Source organism: Pseudomonas mandelii (genome assembly GCF_006438925.1).
Lineage (GTDB): Bacteria > Pseudomonadota > Gammaproteobacteria > Pseudomonadales > Pseudomonadaceae > Aquipseudomonas > Aquipseudomonas mandelii_C.
In genome coordinates this window covers 576,950-597,101 of record NZ_RCZA01000002.1, presented here as the reverse complement: position 1 = coordinate 597,101, position 20,152 = coordinate 576,950, and the positions used below count along the sequence as shown (strand labels likewise).

Here is a 20,152-nt window from a genome sequence, read left to right as displayed (position 1 = left end):
CCCTTAATCTCGAGTGGCTGTTCTGGCCCCATCGCGAGCAGGCTCGCTCCCACAGGGGATCTTCGGCGTGACATAAATCCAGTGTGGGAGCGAGCCTGCTCGCGATGGGGATTCAGGCAGCGCTAGAGATATCTTTGGGAAGACGCTGATCAATGACCCGATACAGCGCACTGCTCTCAGGCCAGTTACGCATGAACCTTGCCCGATCCCGCGCGTAGGCCGGGGCGAAGCTGCTGAGCGAGGCATGCTGACACATCGAATCCAGATCAATCAGCGCCCAGCGATCGTGCTGCCAGAACAGATTATGCCCCTTGAAATCCCCGTGACTGATCCGCTCGCCAATCAGCTCGGCAAACAAATGATCCAGCGCCAGCAATTCGGCTTCCGGAGCCTCACCGCTTTCGACATAAGGTGCAAACCGCTCGATGATGTCCGGCCCCGGCAAATACTCGGTCACCAGATAAGCCCGACTGCGCAACCAGAAAAAACGCTTCTCCAGCAACGCCAACGGTTTGGGCGTGGCAATACCGAGAAACGCCAGGCGATTGCCTTCGCGCCAGGAGTGCCAGGCACGGCTCGGGCGCCAGAAGCGTTTGAGCCAGTGGGCAAAACCTTTGATGTTGTAGCGCTTGATCACCAGCGTACGACCAGCCACCTCGACCTTGCCGACGCTCGCCGCGCCGCCGGTCTTGTACAGATGGCCCTGATCGAGCAGCGCATCGGCCTGCGCCAGCACCGGCAGCATCGCCGCCTCTTCCTCGCGGCGAATCGCCCGCAAGCCGAACGCTCCGCGCTGGACACTGAACAGCGTGCATTCGCGACCGACCTTGATCAGGAAGTCCTTCAGGCGCCAGCCGCGCATCTTGCTGATCTGCTTCTGCAACGCTTCCATCGGCAAGGCATGCTCGCCGTTGCTCAGCAGGTAATACACCAGCAACTCTTCGGTGTAGGGCTCCAGCGACTTGGGCAACTGGGCGAAAAACACCCCGAGGTTTTCCAGGACTTTCTGCCGCGAGAGCGGTTGGCCCGGCGTCTCCGTGCGGATTCCGGCACCGTCGATCAAATACAGCCGACCACCCTGGCGCAGCAGGTTGTCCAGGTGCAGGTCTTCCTGCCAAAGGCCCTTGCGGTGCAATTGACCAATCGCACCCAGCGCATCGGCCAATACCGCCGATTGTTCATTCGCCAGCATCGGCAAGTGCTCGACCTGTTTCCAGGCATCCCCAAGGCTTTCGGCGCCTTCAAGGAAATCAAACAGCAGCCAACCACCCTCGCCGTCCTTCAGGCCATCAGCCAGCAGCAACGGCGTGGTCAACCCTTGAGCCGCCAGCAACCGCACGCCGTCCAGCTCACGCTGGAAATGCCGCGCCGCCTTGCTGCCGACCAACAACTTGGCCAGCACCGGCCGCCCACGCCAGACGCCGGCACCGACATAACGCTGCCCCGGCAATACCCGCAACAGACTCAGCAACTGCAGCTCAGCAGGGCCGGCGGCATCGGCCAGTGGAATGTTCAGCGGCAGGCGCGGGCTGCGGCCAGCGTTTTTCAGCTCGGACAAACGCATCAGCGCGCCTCCTTATGACTGCGCCGCGCGGTCAGTCGCGCAAGCCAGCTGTCGATCAGCGAACTGTCTTGCGATTGTTCCAGATAGGCGGCCAGCAGCTCGCGCAACTGCGCTTCGCTCCACTCAGGCGCCCGACGCAGCAACGGCTCCAGGTCTTTGGCCCGATCACGCAGACCAAACAGCAACGGCCGGGTCTTTTCCAGGTCGATCAGCTGGGCCAGGTAACCGTCGCCGGTGGCCTGGAGAAAAATGTGCTTGGGATAGAAGCAACCGTGAACCTGACGCGCGCCGTGCAGGCGCCGGGCCAGTTGCCCACAGGCCTTCAGAATGGCCGAATGCTGCGCCGAACTCAGGTCCGACCAGCGCTGCAACAGCGAATCCAAGTCATCCCAACCATCCAGGGCACGGGTCAGCAGAATCGCCCGGACTTCGCCGTTGACCTTGCGCTCTCCGAAGAATGCCGCCTTCAGCGCTGGAATACCGAACTTTTCATAGCGACTGATATTGCGAAATTCACGGGCAAAACTCGGCTCGCCAAAGGGCGCATGCAAGGTGCGCATCTGGTAGTTACTCTGGCGCTTGAGGTAGTAGCCATGACCTTCCAGATCCAGCCGAAACACGCTGCTCCAGCCACCGCGAGCGGTGTTGGGCTCGTCCACCGCTTCGAGCTGCTTGGCCCAGAGTGCGTCGAAGGTGCCGAGGCCGTGTCGCTCAAGCAGCGCACGGTCTTCAGCCGCCAGAAAATCAGTCATTCGCGTCCCTCAAAAAATCTCACCACGTGCCGGATCCGTTTTTTGTCGGCGGCATTCAGCCGATCACACTGGCGGTATTGCAGGTAAAAGCGCAGGCGCTGGGTAGCCGACAAGTGATACTTGGCGACCTTGTCCAGACACGCCAGGTCCTTGGTGATCCGGTACTTGAGCCAAAAGCCGCGCCAGAAATCGCCATTGGGGCAGTCGATCAAAAACAGCCGGGACTCATCGTTGATCAGCAGGTTGCGCCACTTCAAATCGTTATGGGTGAAGCGGTGGTCGTGCATGGTCCGGGTGTAAACCGCCAGCTGCCGGCTGACGTTGTCGACCCAGGCGCGGTCCGCGAGTTTAGGATCATGCCGCTCGGCCAGGGCCGACAAGTCTTCAGTGTGCGGCAGCTCACGGGTGATCATTGCCCCGCGATCGTACGCCGCACCGCGACGCTCCAGGCCCCAGGCCACCACTTCGGCGGTAGGAATGCCCCACTTGGCGAAGCGCTTGAGATTCTGCCACTCGGCTTTCACCCGAGGCTTGCCCAGGTAACGGCGCAGACCTTTGCCCGCACCCACGTAGCGTTTGACGTAATAGTTGACGCCATTGCGCTGGACGCGAATGACCTCGGACAACAGGTCGCGCGTCAGGCGCTCACCCTGAAGCGCAAACACAGCCTCAAGACTGCCGAAATCTTCTGCCAGATCGCTGTACCCAGGCTCCAGTTTCCAACCCGCCATCAGAGCGCATCCCCGTATCGCTGTTTACGGTCGTAGAGTTTGTTGGCCTTGCCTTCGAGCCAGGCGAGCAACCCGGCTTCTTCACCCAGAATCTGGCGCAGGGGCTGCTGGAAATAGCCCTTGAGGAAACGCAATTTGTCGCGACGGGTCAGGCCAATGTCCAGCGCCGAAAAATACAGCGCCGCCAGGTCCTTGTTGCGCCAGCGTTGGGTAATCGTCGGACGGGTCTGGGCGCGGTGCAGGTCGATCACCGAGAGCCTGAAATCGTCGGCCGTCACCGGCTTGTCGGTGTGCAACAGAAAGTGGCAGATGTAGCAGTCGCGATGGTTGACCCCGGCGCGGTGCATCATGCCGGTCATGCGCGCGACTTCGGCGATCAGCGCACGCTTGAGTTTGGGTTCTGGAGGCTGCTTGACCCAATCGATGCTGAAGTCTTCAAGGCTGACAGTGGGCGCCAGCTCTTCGGTGACGATGAACGAATGCTGGTCCGCCGGGTTGCTGCCCTTCTCGCCATAAGCCACGGCGGTCATGGTCGGCACGCCGACTTCTTGCAGGCGCTGGATGGCCTTCCATTCCTGGCCGGCACCGAGCACCGGCAACTTGGCAGTGAGCAGGTTCTTGAAGATCTCGCCCCAGCCAATGCCACGGTGGATCTTCACGAAAAAGCCATTGCCATTGACTTCGGTACGCAGGGTCCGACGCGCTTCAAGTTCGCGGTATACCTCGCCCTGGAGGCCCTCGACTTCAGCGAACGGATCGCGTCCGGCCCAGAGGCTCTTGAACGGTTCAGCCAGCATCAACTTCATTAAGCGTGCTCCGCCAGAATCACATCGGCCGCGTGCTGCGGCATGCTGTAGAGGTCGGCCGTCTCGGCGAACGCCAGACCATTGCGGCTCCAGGCCGCCCGTGCTTGAGCGTCGTTCAACATACCGGTCAGGTACTGAGTCAGCTGCGCCTGATCGAAAGGCTCGTCCAGCACCAGACCGGCGTCGGCCTCGGCGATGTAATGGGCGTAACCACACACCGCACTCACCAGCACCGGCAACCCGGCCACCAGGGCTTCGAGCAACACAGTCCCGGTGTTTTCGTTGTACGCCGGGTGAATCAACAGATCGGCGCCAAGCAGAAAACGCGGGATGTCGCTGCGGCCTTTAAGGAACGTCACGTTATCGCCGAGCCCCAGTGTGGCGCTCTGCATCTGGAATAATTTGGGGTCGTCCTGGCCAATTACAAACAGCCGGGTGCGTTTCTTCAGATCGGCGGGCAATGCGGCCAGCGCCTTGAGGCTGCGATCCACGCCCTTGGTCTTGAACCCGGAGCCGATTTGCACCAGCAGCAGCTCATCGTCTTTCAGGTTGAATTCGCGACGAAACTCGGCACGGATCTCGGCGGCATTGGCCGGCGCGCGACGATCCTGGGAAATGCCCGGGGGCAGCAAATGGAAGCGCGCAAGCGGCGTGTCGTAATGCTTGATGAACAGCGGCTGCTGGACCTCGGAAATCATCAGCACTTCGGTTTTGGCATCCTTGGCGAATACCGCGCGCTCGTACTCGGCGAAGTGCCGGTAGCGGCCCCAGCGTCGGTACAGCGAGTTACGCAGGTTTTGCGCCTTGTCTTCGAAGCAGCCGTCGGCGGCGTAGTAGACGTCCAGACCCGGCATTTTGTTGAAACCGATCAAACGGTCCACCGGACGCTTGGCCAGATCCGCTTCCATCCATTCGCTGAGCTTCTCGTTGCGTCGATGATTGAAGAACGCCTTGACCGGCGCCACCAACACTTCGAAGCCCGGTGGAATGTCGCCTTCCCAGATCAGCGTGTAGACCCGAATCTGATGGCCGCGCTTCTGACATTCCAGGGCGATGCGCATGAAATCGCGCTGCAAGCCCCCGAATGGAAAGTACTTGTACAAGACGAATGCCAATTGCATCAGCGCAGCTCCTCAGCCAGTAACAACGTGCTCAGTCGGGTCGCGACACGCTCGGGATTCAGACGCGTGAAGCACAAGGGCCACTCGCGCTTAAGGTCAAACTGACGGGCATCTTCGGCCGTCGGTTGATACGTACACTTCTTTTGCATACACGGCGCACAGGGGAAATCGCTGGCGATGTGAATCTGCGCTTTGCCGTAGGCACCGGTCAGACCCGGGTTGGTCGGGCCGAACAGCGACAACGTCGGCACGTCCAGCGCAGCGGCGAGGTGACCGAGCCCGGTGTCCACCGCCACGCAGGCTTGCGCGCCGGCCAGCACTTTGCCGACACCGGCCAGATTCAGCTTGGGCAGCACTTCGACGTGCCTCATGTCTTTGGCGATGCGCTCGGCCCGGGCTTTCTCGATCGGATTACCCCAAGGCAGCTTCACCGCGACACCGAGATAACCGACGCGCTCGGCCAACTCTCGCCAGTAGGCTTCAGGCCAGTGCTTGGTGTCCCACGTGGTGCCGTGCAGGAACACCACATAAGGATTTTTGCGCGGCAATTCCACCAGTCGTTCGACGTTCAGGCCGTAATCGCCCAAGCCTTTGGGCAGGTCATAACCCAGGGCCACGGCAAATAGCTGACGCACTCGCTCCACCGCGTGTTGCCCACGGGCCACGGCCAGACGCCGGGAATAGAAGCGTGCGGCAATCGGCTCGCGGGCCGAGTTTTTATCCAGCCCGGCCACCGGGGCTTTGGCGTATCGGGTCAGCAACGCACTTTTCAGCAGGCCCTGGGCATCGATCACCAGATCATATTTGTTGGCGCGAACGCTTTGCTTGAAGCGCTTCCACTCGCCACTCTTGATGGTCTGCCAGATGTTTTTGCGCCAGCGACGGATCGCCACCGGAATCACCTTGCCCACGGCCGGGTGCCAGGTCGGGATTTCGGCGAAGCCTTCTTCCACCACCCAGTCGAACTGGATGCCGGGGATCGCCCGTGCCGCGTCGGTCAGCGCCGGCAACGCGTGAATCACGTCGCCCAGCGAAGAAGTCTTGATCAGCAGTACCCGCAAACTATTTGACCTCGACCACAGTGCCCTGCAAACGCTGCAAGGCTTCGTTCACCGCTTGCGGCATGAGCTGGCGCAGGCAGTTGTAATGACCGAAACGGCACGTGCGATCGAAGCAGGGACTGCATTCGATGCCCAGGCGCACGATCTCGACGTGCTCGGCCAGTGGCGGCGTGAAACCCGGCGACGTCGAGCCGTAGACGGCCACCAACGGGCGATTCAACGCAGCGGCGACGTGCATCAGGCCGGAGTCGTTGGACACCACCGCGTCGGCGCAGGACATCAGGTCGATGGCTTCGGCCAGGGAGGTGCCGCCACTGAGGTTCACCGACTCTTCACGCAGACCGGGAATCAGCCGCGAGCGGATGTCTTCGCCGACGGCGTGATCGTTTTTCGAACCGAACAGCCAGACTTGCCAGCCTTCGCGGATCTTCGCCTCGGCAACCTTGGCATAGTGCTCGGACGGCCAGCGCTTGGACTCGCCAAACTCGGCACCGGGGCACAGCACCAACACCGGGCGGTCGAGGGCCAGGCCGAACTTGGCCATTGCCGCTTCGCGAGTGACCGGGTCAATCTGCAGGCTCGGCCGTGGATAAGGTGTCGGCAGCTCGGCGCCCGGCTCGTAAGCCAGGGCCATGAAGCGTTCGATCATCAGCGGGTAACGTTCTTTATCCAGCGTGCGCACGTCATTGAGCAGGCCGTAGCGGAATTCGCCACGCCAGCCGGTACGTTTCGGAATGCCGGCGAAGAACGGCACCAATGCCGACTTCAGGGAATTGGGCAGCAGGATCGCCTGGTCGTACTGGCCGGCCAGGGATTTGCCGATGCGCCGACGCGTCGCCAGCTCCAAAACACCGTGACCGAGCGGAAAGCTCAAGGCCTGGCGTACTTCGGGCATGCGCTCAAGAATCGGCCGGCTCCACTCGGGGGCCAGCACGTCGATTTCGCATTGCGGGTGGCGTTGCTTGAGACACTGAAACAGTGTCTGCGCCATCACCATGTCACCGACCCAACTGGGCCCAACGATCAGAATTTTCATGTGGTTTCCATAAACGAGCCGGGGAGGCATACGCCTCCCCGCCTCGAGAATTCTACAAATCACTGCAGATCTACTGTGGGAGCGAGCCTGCTCGCGAAGGCGGCGTGACAGTCAGCATACAGGCTGGATGTGACGGCCTCATCGCGAGCAGGCTCGCTCCCACAGGGTTTGTGCGGCATGCCTTAAATCTACAATCACCGCCAATCTACTGTAGGAGCAAGCCTGCTCGCGAAGGGGCCGTCACACTCAACATCAATGCCGACTGACACTCCGCTTTCGCGAGCAGGCTCGCTCCCACATTTGAATCTATTCGCATGAACAATCGTGTCTCAGCTTAGCCCTAGCTCGCGCCAGATCCGCACTACCTGCCGCCGTTCGTCCACGAACTGGTCGCCCGGTATCACCCCGGCGTCCTTCTGCAAGGCCTGCCGGTGAGCGGCGGAACGGTAGGCTTTATAGGCCTCGCGCAACAGGCTGGCGTCTTCGGCGGGCATCAGCCCTTCCTCCTCCAGCCCTTCCAGAATGCGGATATTGTCAGTCCAGCGCAGCAATGACGGGTGCGATTCGGACCACGCCAGGGCCGCGTATTGCACCATAAATTCAATATCGACGATACCTCCGGCGTCCTGCTTGAGATCGAACGGCGCCGTGGCCTCAAAGGCATTTGCTCCGGTGCCGGCCGCAGTGCTCTTGCTGCCAAGGTTATCGCGCATTTTGGCGCGCATCTCGCTGACCTCCTGGCGCAAGGTCGCCAGGTCCCGCGGTTTGCCCAATACCGCCGCGCGGACTTTCTCGAAAGCCTGCCCAACATCCCGACTGCCCACCAACACCCGCGCCCGCACCAACGCCTGATGCTCCCACGTCCAGGCTTCGTTTTCCTGATACCGGGCAAATGCCCCCACCGAACTCACCAGCAACCCCGACGCACCGGAAGGTCGCAGGCGCATATCGACTTCATACAGCTGACCGGAGTTGGTCTGGGTCGTAATCAAGTGAATGATCCGCTGCCCCAGCCGAGTAAAAAATTGCGCGCCGTCGATAGGCTTCGGCCCATCGGTTTCCGCCTGCGGGTCACCATCGTGGATGAACACCAGGTCCAGGTCCGAACCATGCCCCAGTTCCAGACCGCCGACTTTCCCGTAACCGACAATGATGAAGCCGGGATCGCACAAGGTGCCGTCGGTACGCAGCGGCGTACCGTATTTGGCCACGGTCTGGCGCCAGGCCAGGGCCAGCACTTGCTCCAGGATCGCTTCGGCGAGCCAGGTCAGGTAATCACTGACCTTCATCAACGGCAGGCTGCCGGCAATTTCCGAAGCGGCAACGCGCAAGCGGTGCGCCAGTTTGAAATGTCGCAGGGCTTCCATTTGCTGTTCGAGGTCGTCTTCGGGAATCCGCGTCAAACGCTCGCGCAACTCGGCAGCCAGTTCCGGCGCCAGCGGCGGCTTGAACAACCGACCTTCGTTGAGCAATTCGTCGAGCAGCAGCGGGAAGCGGGTGATCTGTTCAGCGATCCACGGACTCGCGGCGCACAAGGTCAACAAACGTCGCAACGCGCCAGGGTTTTCAGTCAGCAACACCAGATACGCAGAACGACGGGCCACAGCCTCCACCAGTGGCAAAACCCTTTCCAGCACCAAATCCGGATTGGCGTGCTCCACGGCCTGAGCCAGTAACCGCGGAATAAAGGCATCGAGGCGCTCGCGACCCAAGCGCTGCATCGCCCGCAACTGCGGGCTGCTGCGCAAACCGGCCAACGCTTTCAGGGCTTTGGTGGCATCAGCGAAACCGCCCTCCTCCAACTGACGGCAAGCGGCCTCTTCATCCTGCGCCTCTTCCCACAGCGGCAGCCATTCTCCGCCGACCACCACTTCGCTTTCGGTGCCTTCCTCTTCGTCGGGATCGGCGATCACCTGACCAAAGTGCCAGGCCACGCGACCGCGCCAATACATCAGCTGCTCATGGAAAGCCTCCCAGTCGGCGAAGCCCAACATAAAGGCGATGCGCGCCTGATCCTGAGCGCTGTCCGGCAGCATCTGGGTCTGGCGGTCGGCGATCGCCTGGATCGCGTGCTCGGTGTACCGCAGGAATTCGTAGCCTTCGCGCAGTTCGCTGATCACCGCCGGCGGCAGGTAACCCTGACCTTCCAGCGTGCTCAGTACTTTTAATAGAGGACGTTGCTGCAAGCTCAGGTCGCGGCCGCCGTGGATCAGCTGGAATGCCTGGGCGATAAATTCGACTTCACGAATGCCACCGGAGCCGAGTTTGATGTTGTCGGCCATGCCCTTGCGCCGGACTTCCTGCTGAATCAGCTGCTTCATGGTGCGCAGCGCTTCGATCGCCGAGAAGTCGAGGTAACGCCGGTAAACGAACGGCCGCAGCATCTCTTGCAATTGCGCACCGGCCACTTGATCGCCGGCCACCACCCGCGACTTGATCATCGCGTAGCGTTCCCAGTCGCGGCCCTGATCCTGGTAATACTGCTCCAGCGCGTTGAAGCTCAGCACCAATGCGCCGGCCGAACCATAAGGCCGCAGGCGCATGTCGACGCGGAACACGAAACCATCGACGGTCATCGGGTCCAACGCCTTGATCAGGCGCTGGCCGAGACGAATGAAGAACTCCTGGTTATCCAGCGAGCGTTTGACGCCGACGGTTTCGCCACCTTCGGGATAGGCGAAGATCAGGTCGATGTCCGACGACAGGTTGAGCTCCACCGCACCGAGCTTGCCCATGCCGAGAATGACCATTTGCTGCGGCTCGCCACTGCGCCGGCCAGTCGGCACGCCGAACTGCTGGCAGTGCCGCGAGTACAACCACTGATAGGCCTGATCGATGCTGGCATCGGCCATGTCCGAGAGATCGCGGCAGGTCTGGATCAGATCGCACTGACGCGTCAGGTCACGCCAGATGATCCGCACTTGATGACGGGTACGTTGACGACGCAGGGCACGCCCGAGCCCATCGTCGGTTTCTGCTGCATTCACCGCTGCCGCAATCTGTGCGCACAGCTCGCCGGGCGCAAAACTTCGGTCCAGCTCACCGGACTGCACCAGCTCCAGCAACATCAATGGGTCACGGACACTTTGTTCAATCACGAAGTCGCTGGCAGCGGTGACGCGGGCAAATTGTGCCCAGCGTTCAGGCGTCCAGCCGGCCAGGCCATGGTCGTCGGGAAGCACCGCGACGGCCGTGCGGAACGACTGCTCGGCGCGGGTGACAAACGGCAGGAGGATGCCAGGCAGTTCGGCAAGCGAAGGGAGGCTCATGGTCTATCCTTGATCGGCGTGTAGAGGGCTGCATGTAGTGATTCGCGAGAATGCACTACGTGATCGACTGTCGAACAAAGGTTAGAAATAGCTGAAATTTCTTTATTTTTGGCAGACAGCATCAAGCTTTCACCTTTTCTGGTTGGCAAAAGACCAACCTTAACGATTATTCTCACAACGCAGCTGGAGGCCACAAGCCGCTCATCTGTAGTTTTACTACTCGTATATACATTCGAAAGGCTGAAATGCCCGATGATTTGTAGTAAAACTACACGCCGCCGGAACAACCTCTCGGCAATCCAAGAATTTATATCGTCTGCCCACAAGGCCAGTCGCAAACTCAGGCAACCGATTCTGGAAGCCTTTCCGCCCTGGAGCAAGCCATGCAAGACCTCGATCCCGTCGAAACCCAGGAATGGCTGGACGCCCTGGAATCGGTTCTCGACAAAGAAGGCGAAGACCGCGCTCACTATCTGATGACCCGTATGGGCGAACTCGCAACCCGTAGCGGTTCGCAATTGCCTTACGCCATCACCACGCCATACCGCAACACCATTCCCGTTACCCACGAAGCACGCATGCCTGGCGACCTGTTCATGGAACGCCGCATTCGCTCGTTGGTACGCTGGAACGCGATGGCCATGGTGATGCGTACGAACCTGAAAGATTCTGACCTGGGCGGTCACATCTCCAGCTTCGCCTCCAGCGCAACCCTGTACGACATCGGCTTCAACTATTTCTTCCAGGCCCCGACCGACGAACACGGCGGCGACCTGATCTACTTCCAGGGTCACACCTCGCCAGGCGTTTACGCCCGTGCGTTCATGGAAGGCCGCATCACCGAAGACCAGATGAACAACTTCCGTCAGGAAGTGGACGGTCAGGGCCTGTCGTCCTACCCGCACCCGTGGCTGATGCCTGATTTCTGGCAGTTCCCGACTGTATCCATGGGTCTGGGCCCGATCCAGGCGATCTACCAGGCACGCTTCATGAAGTACCTGGAAGCCCGTGGCTTCATCCCTGAAGGCAAGCAAAAAGTCTGGTGCTTCCTGGGCGACGGCGAGTGCGACGAGCCAGAATCCCTGGGCGCGATCTCGCTGGCTGGCCGCGAGAAGCTCGACAACCTGATCTTCGTTATTAACTGCAACCTGCAGCGCCTTGATGGCCCGGTTCGCGGCAACGGCAAGATCATCCAGGAACTCGAAGGCGTGTTCCGCGGTGCTCAGTGGAACGTGACCAAAGTCATCTGGGGCCGTTTCTGGGACCCACTGCTGGCCAAAGACGTCGACGGTATCCTGCAACGTCGTATGGACGAAGTCATCGACGGCGAGTACCAGAACTACAAAGCCAAAGACGGCGCGTTCGTGCGTGAACACTTCTTCAACTCGCCAGAACTCAAGGCGATGGTTGAAGACTTGTCCGACGACGAGATCTGGAAACTCAACCGTGGCGGCCACGACCCGTACAAGGTCTACGCGGCGTACCACGAAGCGGTCAACCACAAAGAACAACCGACCGTCATCCTGGCCAAGACCATCAAAGGTTATGGCACCGGTGCCGGCGAAGCGAAGAACACCGCGCACAACACCAAGAAGGTTGATGTTGAAAGCCTGAAACTGTTCCGCGATCGTTTCGACATTCCGGTCAAAGACGAAGAGCTGGAAAACCTGCCGTTCTTCAAACCAGAACCCAACAGCGCCGAAGCCCGCTACCTGAGCGAGCGCCGCACTGCACTGGGCGGTTTCGTGCCACAGCGCCGCGCCAAGAGCTTCGACATCCCGACGCCACCACTGGATACCCTCAAGGCTATTCTGGACGGCTCGGGTGACCGTGAGATTTCCACCACCATGGCGTTCGTGCGGATCCTCGCGCAACTGGTCAAGGACAAGGAAATCGGCTCGCGCATCGTTCCGATCATCCCGGACGAAGCCCGCACCTTCGGTATGGAAGGCATGTTCCGTCAGTTGGGCATCTACTCGTCCGTCGGCCAGCTCTACGAGCCAGTCGATAAAGACCAGGTGATGTTCTACAAAGAAGACAAGAAGGGCCAGATCCTCGAAGAAGGCATCAACGAAGCGGGCGCCATGAGCTCCTTCATCGCTGCCGGTACTTCGTACTCCAGCCACAACCAGCCAATGCTGCCGTTCTACATCTTCTACTCGATGTTCGGCTTCCAGCGTATCGGCGACCTCGCCTGGGCCGCTGGCGACAGCCGTACCCGTGGCTTCCTGATCGGCGGCACCGCCGGCCGGACCACGCTGAACGGCGAAGGCCTGCAACACGAAGACGGTCACAGCCACATCCTGGCTGCCACCATCCCGAACTGCCGCACCTTTGATCCAACCTACGGCTATGAGCTGGCGGTGATCATTCAGGACGGCATGAAGAAGATGACCGAACAGCAGCAGGACGTTTTCTACTACATCACCGTGATGAACGAGTCTTACCAGCAACCAGCCATGCCGGCCGGTGTCGAGGAAGGCATCATCAAGGGCATGTACCTGCTCGAGGAAGACACCCGCGAAGCAGCGCACCACGTTCAGCTGATGGGCTCCGGCACCATCCTGCGCGAAGTTCGCGAAGCGGCGAAAATCCTGCGTGAACAGTTCAACGTCGGCGCTGACGTGTGGAGCGTTACCAGCTTCAACGAACTGCGTCGCGACGGCCTGGCCGTAGAGCGCAGCAACCGTCTGCACCCGGGCCAGAAGCCTAAACTGAGCTATGTCGAAGAGTGCCTGAACGGCCGTCAAGGTCCGGTCATCGCGTCTACCGACTACATGAAGCTGTTCGCTGAGCAAATTCGTCAGTGGGTCCCGTCCAAGGAATTCAAAGTCCTGGGCACCGACGGTTTCGGCCGCAGTGACAGCCGCAAGAAGCTGCGTCACTTCTTCGAAGTCGACCGTCATTTCGTGGTGTTGGCAGCCCTGGAAGCCTTGGCTGACCGTGGTGATATCGAACCTAAAGTGGTGGCTGAAGCCATCGCCAAGTTCGGGATCAACCCGGAAAAACGCAACCCACTGGACTGCTGAGGAGACACTCTGTGAGCGAACTCATTCGCGTACCTGACATCGGCAGCGGTGAAGGTGAAGTAATCGAACTATTTGTGAAGGTCGGCGACCGTGTGGAAGCCGACCAGAGCATCCTGACGCTTGAGTCGGACAAGGCGAGCATGGAAATTCCTGCGCCCAAGGCCGGCATCGTCAAGAGCATTAAAGTGAAGCTGGGCGATCGCCTGAAAGAAGGCGACGAACTGCTGGAGCTGGAAGTCGAAGGTGCCGCTGCTGCGGCCCCTGCGGCTGCCGCTGCGCAGGCGCCAAAGGCTGAAGCGAAACCGGCTGCTGCTCCTGCTCCGGCAGCAGCTGCACCGGCCGCAGCTCCAGCTGCCGCCAGCGTCCAGCAAGTGCACGTGCCGGACATCGGTTCGTCGGGCAAGGCCCAGATCATCGAGATCCAGGTCAAGGTCGGCGACACCGTCGAGGCTGATCAATCGCTGATCACCCTGGAATCCGACAAGGCCAGCATGGAAATCCCATCGCCTGCCGCTGGCGTGGTCAAGAGCATCAGCGTCAAGCTCAACGACGAAGTCGGCACTGGCGACCTGATTCTGGATCTGGAAGTGGCGGGTGCTGCGGCCCCTGCTGCTGCCGCGCCAGCCCAGGCTGCTGCGCCTGCTGCCGCTGCTCCAGCGCCAGCCGCTGCGGCTCCAGCTGCACCGGTTGCTGACAGCGTTCAGGACATTCACGTCCCGGACATCGGCTCGGCAGGCAAGGCCAAGATCATCGAAGTCCTGGTCAAGGCCGGCGACACCGTTGAAGCCGACCAGTCGCTGATCACCCTGGAATCCGACAAGGCGAGCATGGAAATTCCATCGCCTGCCGCTGGCGTGGTGGAAAGCGTTTCCGTCAAGCTGGATGACGAAGTCGGTACCGGCGACCTGATCCTGAAGCTGAAAGTCAAAGGCGCTGCGCCTGCTGCTGCCAAGGCTCCGGCCGCTGCTGCACCAGCACCTGCGGCTGCCAAGGCTGAAGCTGCTCCTGCAGCCGCCGCTCCGGCACCGGCCGCACCGGCTGCTGCACCGGCCAAGCCGGGCGCCAAGGTTCATGCTGGCCCGGCTGTACGCCAACTGGCTCGCGAGTTCGGCGTCGAGCTGAACGCCGTCGGCGCCAGTGGTCCGCACGGTCGCATCCTGAAAGAAGACGTGCAGGTTTACGTCAAAGCCATGATGCAGAAGGCCAAGGAAGCACCGGCCGCTGCTGCTGGCGCAACTGGCGGCGCGGGCATCCCGCCGATTCCGGTTGTGGACTTCAGCCGCTTCGGTGAAACCGAAGAAGTGCCGATGACCCGCCTGATGCAAATCGGCGCGTCGAGTCTGCACCGCAGCTGGTTGAACATTCCGCACGTGACTCAGTTCGATTCGGCTGATATCACCGACCTGGAAGCGTTCCGTATCGCTCAGAAAGCCGTTGCAGAGAAGGCTGGCGTCAAGCTGACCATCCTGCCGCTGCTGCTCAAATCCTGCGCGCACCTGCTCAAGGAACTGCCGGACTTCAACAGTTCGCTGGCACCCAGCGGCAAGGCGATCATCCGCAAGAAATACGTGAACATCGGCTTCGCCGTCGACACCCCTGAAGGCCTGCTGGTACCGGTCATCAAGAACGTCGACCAGAAGAGCCTGTTGCAACTGGCAGCCGAAGCCGCCGTACTGGCCGCCAAAGCCCGTGACAAAAAGCTCACCGCTGACGACATGCAAGGCGCCTGCTTCACCATTTCCAGCCTCGGCCACATTGGCGGCACCGGCTTCACGCCGATCGTCAACGCGCCGGAAGTGGCGATTCTCGGTGTTTCCAAGGCAACCATTCAGCCAGTCTGGGACGGCAAAGCCTTCCAGCCGAAGCTGATGCTGCCACTGTCGCTGTCCTACGATCACCGTGTGATCAACGGCGCCGCTGCTGCACGCTTCACCAAGCGTCTGAGCGATCTGCTGGCGGACATCCGCACCATCCTGCTGTAACACCGATCGGCCCTCCTTCACCGGAGGGCCCGTCGCGTTCCACGTTTTCCGAGCGCCACGCTCGTACCTCAACCCCGCCAGTTTGGCGGGGCTTTTTTTGCCTGGAAGAAAGTCACCCAACGCCCCTTTCCTACATTCTCGGCTTACGTCGCCCACAACCCCAGTCCACTTCTTCTCGATATTTTTTGCGAACCAATAACTAAGCTTAGTTCAACTAATTATCACCAGAACCCTCATCAACTTATTTTGCTTAGTTAGCATTACTTCGAATGGATTCGAACATGTTCAAACCGACTGTCGGCCCTATTATTGGCCACACAACAACTAACCACGCACGCATCTTCTTGCGCGGCAAACTTCAAAACAATGCACCCGTATTTGCAGGCATTCGTTATCGCCGGCTCGGCGAAGAGCGATGGTCCCAAGGTGTATTTGCAAAGTTGACGATCTTGCATGATATGTCCGATGTCATCGCACTCAACAACCTTGCCGCCGATACCGAGTACGAATACCAGGCGGGCTGGTTCAGCCCCATGAGCCCGGTGCACACCGTGGAAACGGTTCAGGAACTGCCGCTGCAATGGCCGCGCGATATCTACCGGTTTCGCACACAGTCCAGCAAAGCCAAGATTCCACGGGCCTATATCGTCGGTTCATGTCGTTACCTGCGCATGACCGCTGGCGTCCCGTCTGCACCGCATCTGGGGGACCGGATTTTCGCCTCGATCACGAATCTGGCGCAGCAGGCCGAACCGCCCATCAGCGCCATGTTGATGACCGGTGATCAAATCTATGTCGATGACCTGAACATCATTGCTCCCGACCGGGAATACAAGGCGATACTCAGTAAGTACCGCGCAGCTTTTTCCCAACCCAATATTGCAAAGTTAATGTCCGGCGTGCCGACTTACATGATCCTCGATGATCACGAAATTGAAGACAACTGGCCCGCCAAAAAAAGTAAGGCCGACGCCTACTTATACAAAAACGCCATCACGGCATATGAGTTGTATCAAGCCAGTCATAGCCCGGCGCATGAACTTCTTGCCAGCGGGCAAATAAATAGAAAACTGGAACACTATTGGTATCAATTCGCCGAAGGCGATATCGAATGGTTTGTCACTGACAGTCGAACCCGACGCAACCTGTCGGCCAATGATCGACGCATCCTCGACGAAGAGCAGGAACAGGCCTTGTGCAAATGGCTGATTCACAGCCGGGCCAGGGTCAAATTCGTGGTCACCAGCGTGATGTTCTACCCCGACCGCAAAGCCCATGGCGATGACGCGTGGAAGGCCTTTCCCGAACAACGTCTGCGGCTGCTGGAGACCATTCGTACACACCGTATCAACAACGTCTTCTTCGTTTCCGGCGATGTCCATGGCTCCCTGACCAGCCGCCTGACTCATAGCGCGGACCCGGACTTCGAGGTTCACACCATCGTTTCTTCACCGCTGTGCAACAGCAAGCTGCTGCCGTACGCCAAGGCATCCACCTTCATCCTCGATAAACCGTTGGCGCGAACAGCCGTCGGCGACTATCAGCATGGACTGACCAGCAAGGTGGTCAGCGAGGACAACTTTGCTCATCTGACTGTCGATAACGAACAGATTCGCATCAATTTTCACGATCGCGATGGCAAGCTTTTGCAGTCCACCAGTATCCCCTTGCGTTAAAAAAGCAAAAGATCGTCCGAACGCGGCCCGAGCCTTCGGCAGCTCCTACAGGGTGTACACCATTTCCTTGTAGGAGCTGCCGCAGGCTGCGATCTTTTCGGTCAAAAACATTACTTTCGGCCGTTAGCTGGAGAAATCTTCGCGCCTGCCGACATATTCTTATAGCACTTGGCCTTCATGTCTCTTGTCAGTCAGTGTCGCAATGATGCAACCTTGCCGCAGGTAACAGTAAAGAGGGCGAGAGCCCGGCGCGATCAGCCTATTCGAAGCGAGTTTCCCTCCATATGAAGAGCCAACCCGATGCCGCCAGCCGTATGGTGGCCGAGGTAGTGACGCAGTTGCCTGTGCCCTCGCGGCTCGGCATGCTGCGTTTCGAACGGCTGAATGAAGCGAGCTGGGCGCTGCTATTTCTCGATCCCAATTGCGAACGACAGTTCGGCCTGCCGGCGGTGGAGCTCTGCGCTCTGGTCGGCTCGCCCTACGCCAGCCTGATGGAGCCCGAAGCGCGCTATCAGCTGCATGACACGGTTCAGCAACAACTCAGCGAAAGCCCGCATTACCTGATCCGCTACACCCTGCACACCGCCGCAGGCTCCTTGAACCTGCTGGAACTGGGCGAAGCCTACAAACAACACAATCGACACCTGCTGCGCGGCTATCTGCTGGTGGTCGACGGCCTGTTCGAGGGCGAGCAACTGCTGCCGGCGTTGGACCTCGAAACCCAGAACTCTCGCCTGCAAATCGCCCTGGAACTCAATCAGCGCGCCCAGCAGGAACAGCTTCTGCACCTGGACCGGGTGCGCGCCCAGCAAGACTTGATCCTGCTGCTGACCCGCCAGCGCTACAGCAGCAACAACTCCCTGAAAGAAGCCGCTGAACTGATCACTCGCAGCGCCTGTGACATTTACGAAATCGACTGCGCCAGCCTGTGGAACCTCGAAGGTTCACTGCTCGTGCCGATTTCGGCCTATCACCGCGCCAGCCAGGAATACCTGCTGCCAGAGCCGATCAACGTCAGTCTCTTCCCTGATTACCTGGACGCCTTGCACACCGGCCGCGCCATCGACGCCCACAACGCCATGCGCGACCCACGCACCCGGGAAATGGCCGAACACCTGCGCCCGCGCGATGTGAATGCGATGCTCGACGCCAGCATCCGCGTCGACGGCCAAGTGGTCGGCGTACTCTGCCTGGAGCAGACCGGTACGCCCCGCGCCTGGCAATCGGACGAAATTGCTTTCGCCGGTGAGTTGGCGGATCAGTTTGCCCAAGTCATCAACAACCACAACCGCCGCACCGCCACCAGCGCCCTGCACCTGTTCCAGCGTGCGGTCGAGCAAAGCGCCAACGCCTTTTTGCTGGTCAATTGCGATGGCGTGGTGGAATACGTCAACCCGAGCTTCACGGCGATCACCCAGTACACCACCGAAGAAGTCCACGGCCAGCGGCTGTCGGAACTGCCGGCACTGGAAAACCTCAGCGAGCTGCTGTTCGACGCGCCCTCAGCACTGGCCAAGAGCAACAGCTGGCAGGGTGAGTTCAAAAGCCGCCGTAAAAACCTCGAACCCTACTGGGGACAGTTGTCGATTTCCAAGGTTTACGGCGACAACCGCGAGCTGACGCATTACATCGGCATCTACGAAGACATCACCCAGACCAAGCTCGCTCAGCAGCGCATCGAGCGCCTGGCTTATACCGATAACCTGACCAACCTCGGCAACCGCCCGGCCTTCATCCGCAACCTCGATGAACGTTTCGCCCGAGACAGCGATACCCCGATCAGCCTGTTGCTGGTGGACATCGACAACTTCAAGCGGATCAACGACAGCCTCGGCCACCAGACCGGTGACAAACTGCTGATCAGCCTGGCCCGACGCCTGCGCAACAGCCTGAGCCCGAGTGGCAGCCTGGCACGGTTCGCCAGTAACGAATTCGCCGTACTGCTGGACGACACCGATCTGCGTGCAGGCCAACAGATTGCCAATCAATTGTTGGCGACCCTCGACAAGCCGATGTTCGTCGACAACCAGCTGATCAGCGTCACCGGCTCCGTGGGCCTGGCCTGCGCGCCGTTGCACGGTCGCGATCCGCAAACCCTGATGCGCAACGCCGGCCTCGCCCTGCACAAGGCCAAGGCCAACGGCAAACATCAGGTCCAGGTGTTCACCGAAGCGCTGAACGCCGAAGCCAGCTACAAACTGTTCGTCGAAAACAACCTGCGCCGCGCCCTGGCCCAGAACGAGCTGGACGTGTTCTACCAGCCCAAGCTCTGCCTGCGCAGCGGTCGCCTGTTGGGGATGGAAGCGCTGCTACGCTGGAACCATCCGGAAAAAGGCATGATCCGCCCGGACCAGTTCATCAGCGTCGCCGAAGAAACCGGCCTGATCATTCCCATCGGCAAATGGGTCGCCCGCCAGGCCTGCCGCATGAGCAAAGACCTGACCGCCGCTGGCCTGGGCAATCTTCAGGTGGCAATCAACCTGTCGCCCAAGCAGTTCTCCGATCCGGACCTGGTGTCGTCCATCGCCAACATCCTCAAAGAAGAAGCGCTGCCGGCAAACCTGCTGGAACTCGAACTCACCGAAGGCCTGCTGCTGGAAGCCACCGAAGACACCCACTTGCAGCTCGATCAGCTCAAGCGCCTGGGCCTGACCCTGGCCATGGATGACTTCGGCACCGGTTACTCGTCGCTCAGTTACTTGAAAAAATTCCCGATCGACATCATCAAGATTGATCGAAGCTTCATCCACGAAATCCCCGACAACCAGGACGACATGGAAATCACCTCCGCGGTGATTGCCATGGCCCACAACCTGAAACTCAAGGTCGTGGCTGAAGGCATCGAAACTGCCGAGCAGTTGGCTTTCCTGCGCCGTCACCGCTGCGACGTCGGCCAGGGTTACCTGTTCGACCGTCCGATCCCCGGCGTAGAGCTGATCGAAAAGCTCAAGCGCTATCCGCGTGGCCCGATCGCCTGACGTTCTTCAGTCATTGCACAAAACCCTGTGGGAACGAGCCTGCTCGCGAAATCGGTGTGTCAGGCAACAATGATGTCGACTGTCACGCCGCTTCGCGAGCAGGCTCGCTCCCACAGGGATAATTGGGCAAACTGGCGGTCTGACTTT

Annotated in this window: 12 protein-coding genes; 4 read left to right on the top strand and 8 right to left on the bottom strand. The window is 60.1% G+C overall.

Going from position 1 to position 20,152, the window contains the following annotated elements; genetic code table 11:
* Positions 1 to 112: 112 nt before the first annotated feature.
* From EAH74_RS06500 to glnE, 8 genes are all read right to left on the bottom strand, one after another.
* A complete protein-coding gene (locus tag EAH74_RS06500) occupies positions 113 to 1,564 on the bottom strand; it encodes a lipopolysaccharide kinase InaA family protein (RefSeq protein ID WP_140677133.1) in 1,452 nt (483 codons plus the stop codon).
* Positions 1,564 to 2,316, bottom strand: a complete 753-nt coding sequence (locus EAH74_RS06495) for a lipopolysaccharide kinase InaA family protein (RefSeq protein ID WP_140677131.1) — start codon at positions 2,314 to 2,316, stop codon at positions 1,564 to 1,566. The genes EAH74_RS06500 and EAH74_RS06495 overlap by 1 nt, the downstream gene beginning before the upstream one ends.
* The gene (locus tag EAH74_RS06490) at positions 2,313 to 3,047 is read right to left on the bottom strand and encodes a lipopolysaccharide kinase InaA family protein (RefSeq protein ID WP_140677129.1); all 735 of its coding nucleotides are present in this window, start codon (positions 3,045 to 3,047) and stop codon (positions 2,313 to 2,315) included. The genes EAH74_RS06495 and EAH74_RS06490 overlap by 4 nt, the downstream gene beginning before the upstream one ends.
* Positions 3,047 to 3,853 (bottom strand): lipopolysaccharide core heptose(I) kinase RfaP, encoded by an 807-nt coding sequence (gene rfaP, locus EAH74_RS06485; protein WP_123369017.1) that lies wholly within the window; start codon positions 3,851 to 3,853, stop codon positions 3,047 to 3,049. Before rfaP ends, EAH74_RS06490 begins: the two co-directional genes overlap by 1 nt.
* Positions 3,853 to 4,974, bottom strand: a complete 1,122-nt coding sequence (locus EAH74_RS06480) for a glycosyltransferase family 4 protein (RefSeq protein WP_140677127.1) — start codon at positions 4,972 to 4,974, stop codon at positions 3,853 to 3,855. Before EAH74_RS06480 ends, rfaP begins: the two co-directional genes overlap by 1 nt.
* Positions 4,974 to 6,035 (bottom strand): lipopolysaccharide heptosyltransferase RfaC, encoded by a 1,062-nt coding sequence (gene rfaC / locus EAH74_RS06475; protein ID WP_140677125.1) that lies wholly within the window; start codon positions 6,033 to 6,035, stop codon positions 4,974 to 4,976. The genes EAH74_RS06480 and rfaC overlap by 1 nt, the downstream gene beginning before the upstream one ends.
* Before the next feature lies 1 nt (position 6,036).
* The gene (waaF, locus tag EAH74_RS06470) at positions 6,037 to 7,071 is read right to left on the bottom strand and encodes a lipopolysaccharide heptosyltransferase II (protein ID WP_123369014.1); all 1,035 of its coding nucleotides are present in this window, start codon (positions 7,069 to 7,071) and stop codon (positions 6,037 to 6,039) included.
* A gap of 329 nt (positions 7,072 to 7,400) precedes the next feature.
* On the bottom strand, positions 7,401 to 10,340 hold the full coding sequence (gene glnE / locus EAH74_RS06465; RefSeq protein WP_140677123.1) for a bifunctional [glutamate--ammonia ligase]-adenylyl-L-tyrosine phosphorylase/[glutamate--ammonia-ligase] adenylyltransferase: 2,940 nt from the start codon (positions 10,338 to 10,340) through the stop codon (positions 7,401 to 7,403).
* 383 nt (positions 10,341 to 10,723) lie between these two features.
* On the opposite strand from glnE, the gene aceE reads away from it, so the two are divergent.
* The 4 genes from aceE (at position 10,724) to EAH74_RS06440 (ending at position 20,005) form a co-directional block, all read left to right on the top strand.
* Positions 10,724 to 13,369, top strand: coding sequence for a pyruvate dehydrogenase (acetyl-transferring), homodimeric type (gene aceE, locus EAH74_RS06455; protein WP_140677121.1), 2,646 nt, complete (start codon positions 10,724 to 10,726; stop codon positions 13,367 to 13,369).
* Between the two features lie 11 nt (positions 13,370 to 13,380).
* The gene (gene aceF, locus EAH74_RS06450; protein WP_140677119.1) at positions 13,381 to 15,351 is read left to right on the top strand and encodes a dihydrolipoyllysine-residue acetyltransferase; all 1,971 of its coding nucleotides are present in this window, start codon (positions 13,381 to 13,383) and stop codon (positions 15,349 to 15,351) included.
* Positions 15,352 to 15,632: 281 nt separating this feature from the next.
* The gene (locus EAH74_RS06445; RefSeq protein ID WP_140677117.1) at positions 15,633 to 17,027 is read left to right on the top strand and encodes an alkaline phosphatase D family protein; all 1,395 of its coding nucleotides are present in this window, start codon (positions 15,633 to 15,635) and stop codon (positions 17,025 to 17,027) included.
* A gap of 284 nt (positions 17,028 to 17,311) precedes the next feature.
* Positions 17,312 to 20,005 carry a putative bifunctional diguanylate cyclase/phosphodiesterase gene (locus EAH74_RS06440; RefSeq protein ID WP_140677115.1) on the top strand — a complete coding sequence of 898 codons (2,694 nt, stop codon included), beginning with the start codon at positions 17,312 to 17,314 and terminating at the stop codon, positions 20,003 to 20,005.
* Positions 20,006 to 20,152: the final 147 nt, after the last annotated feature.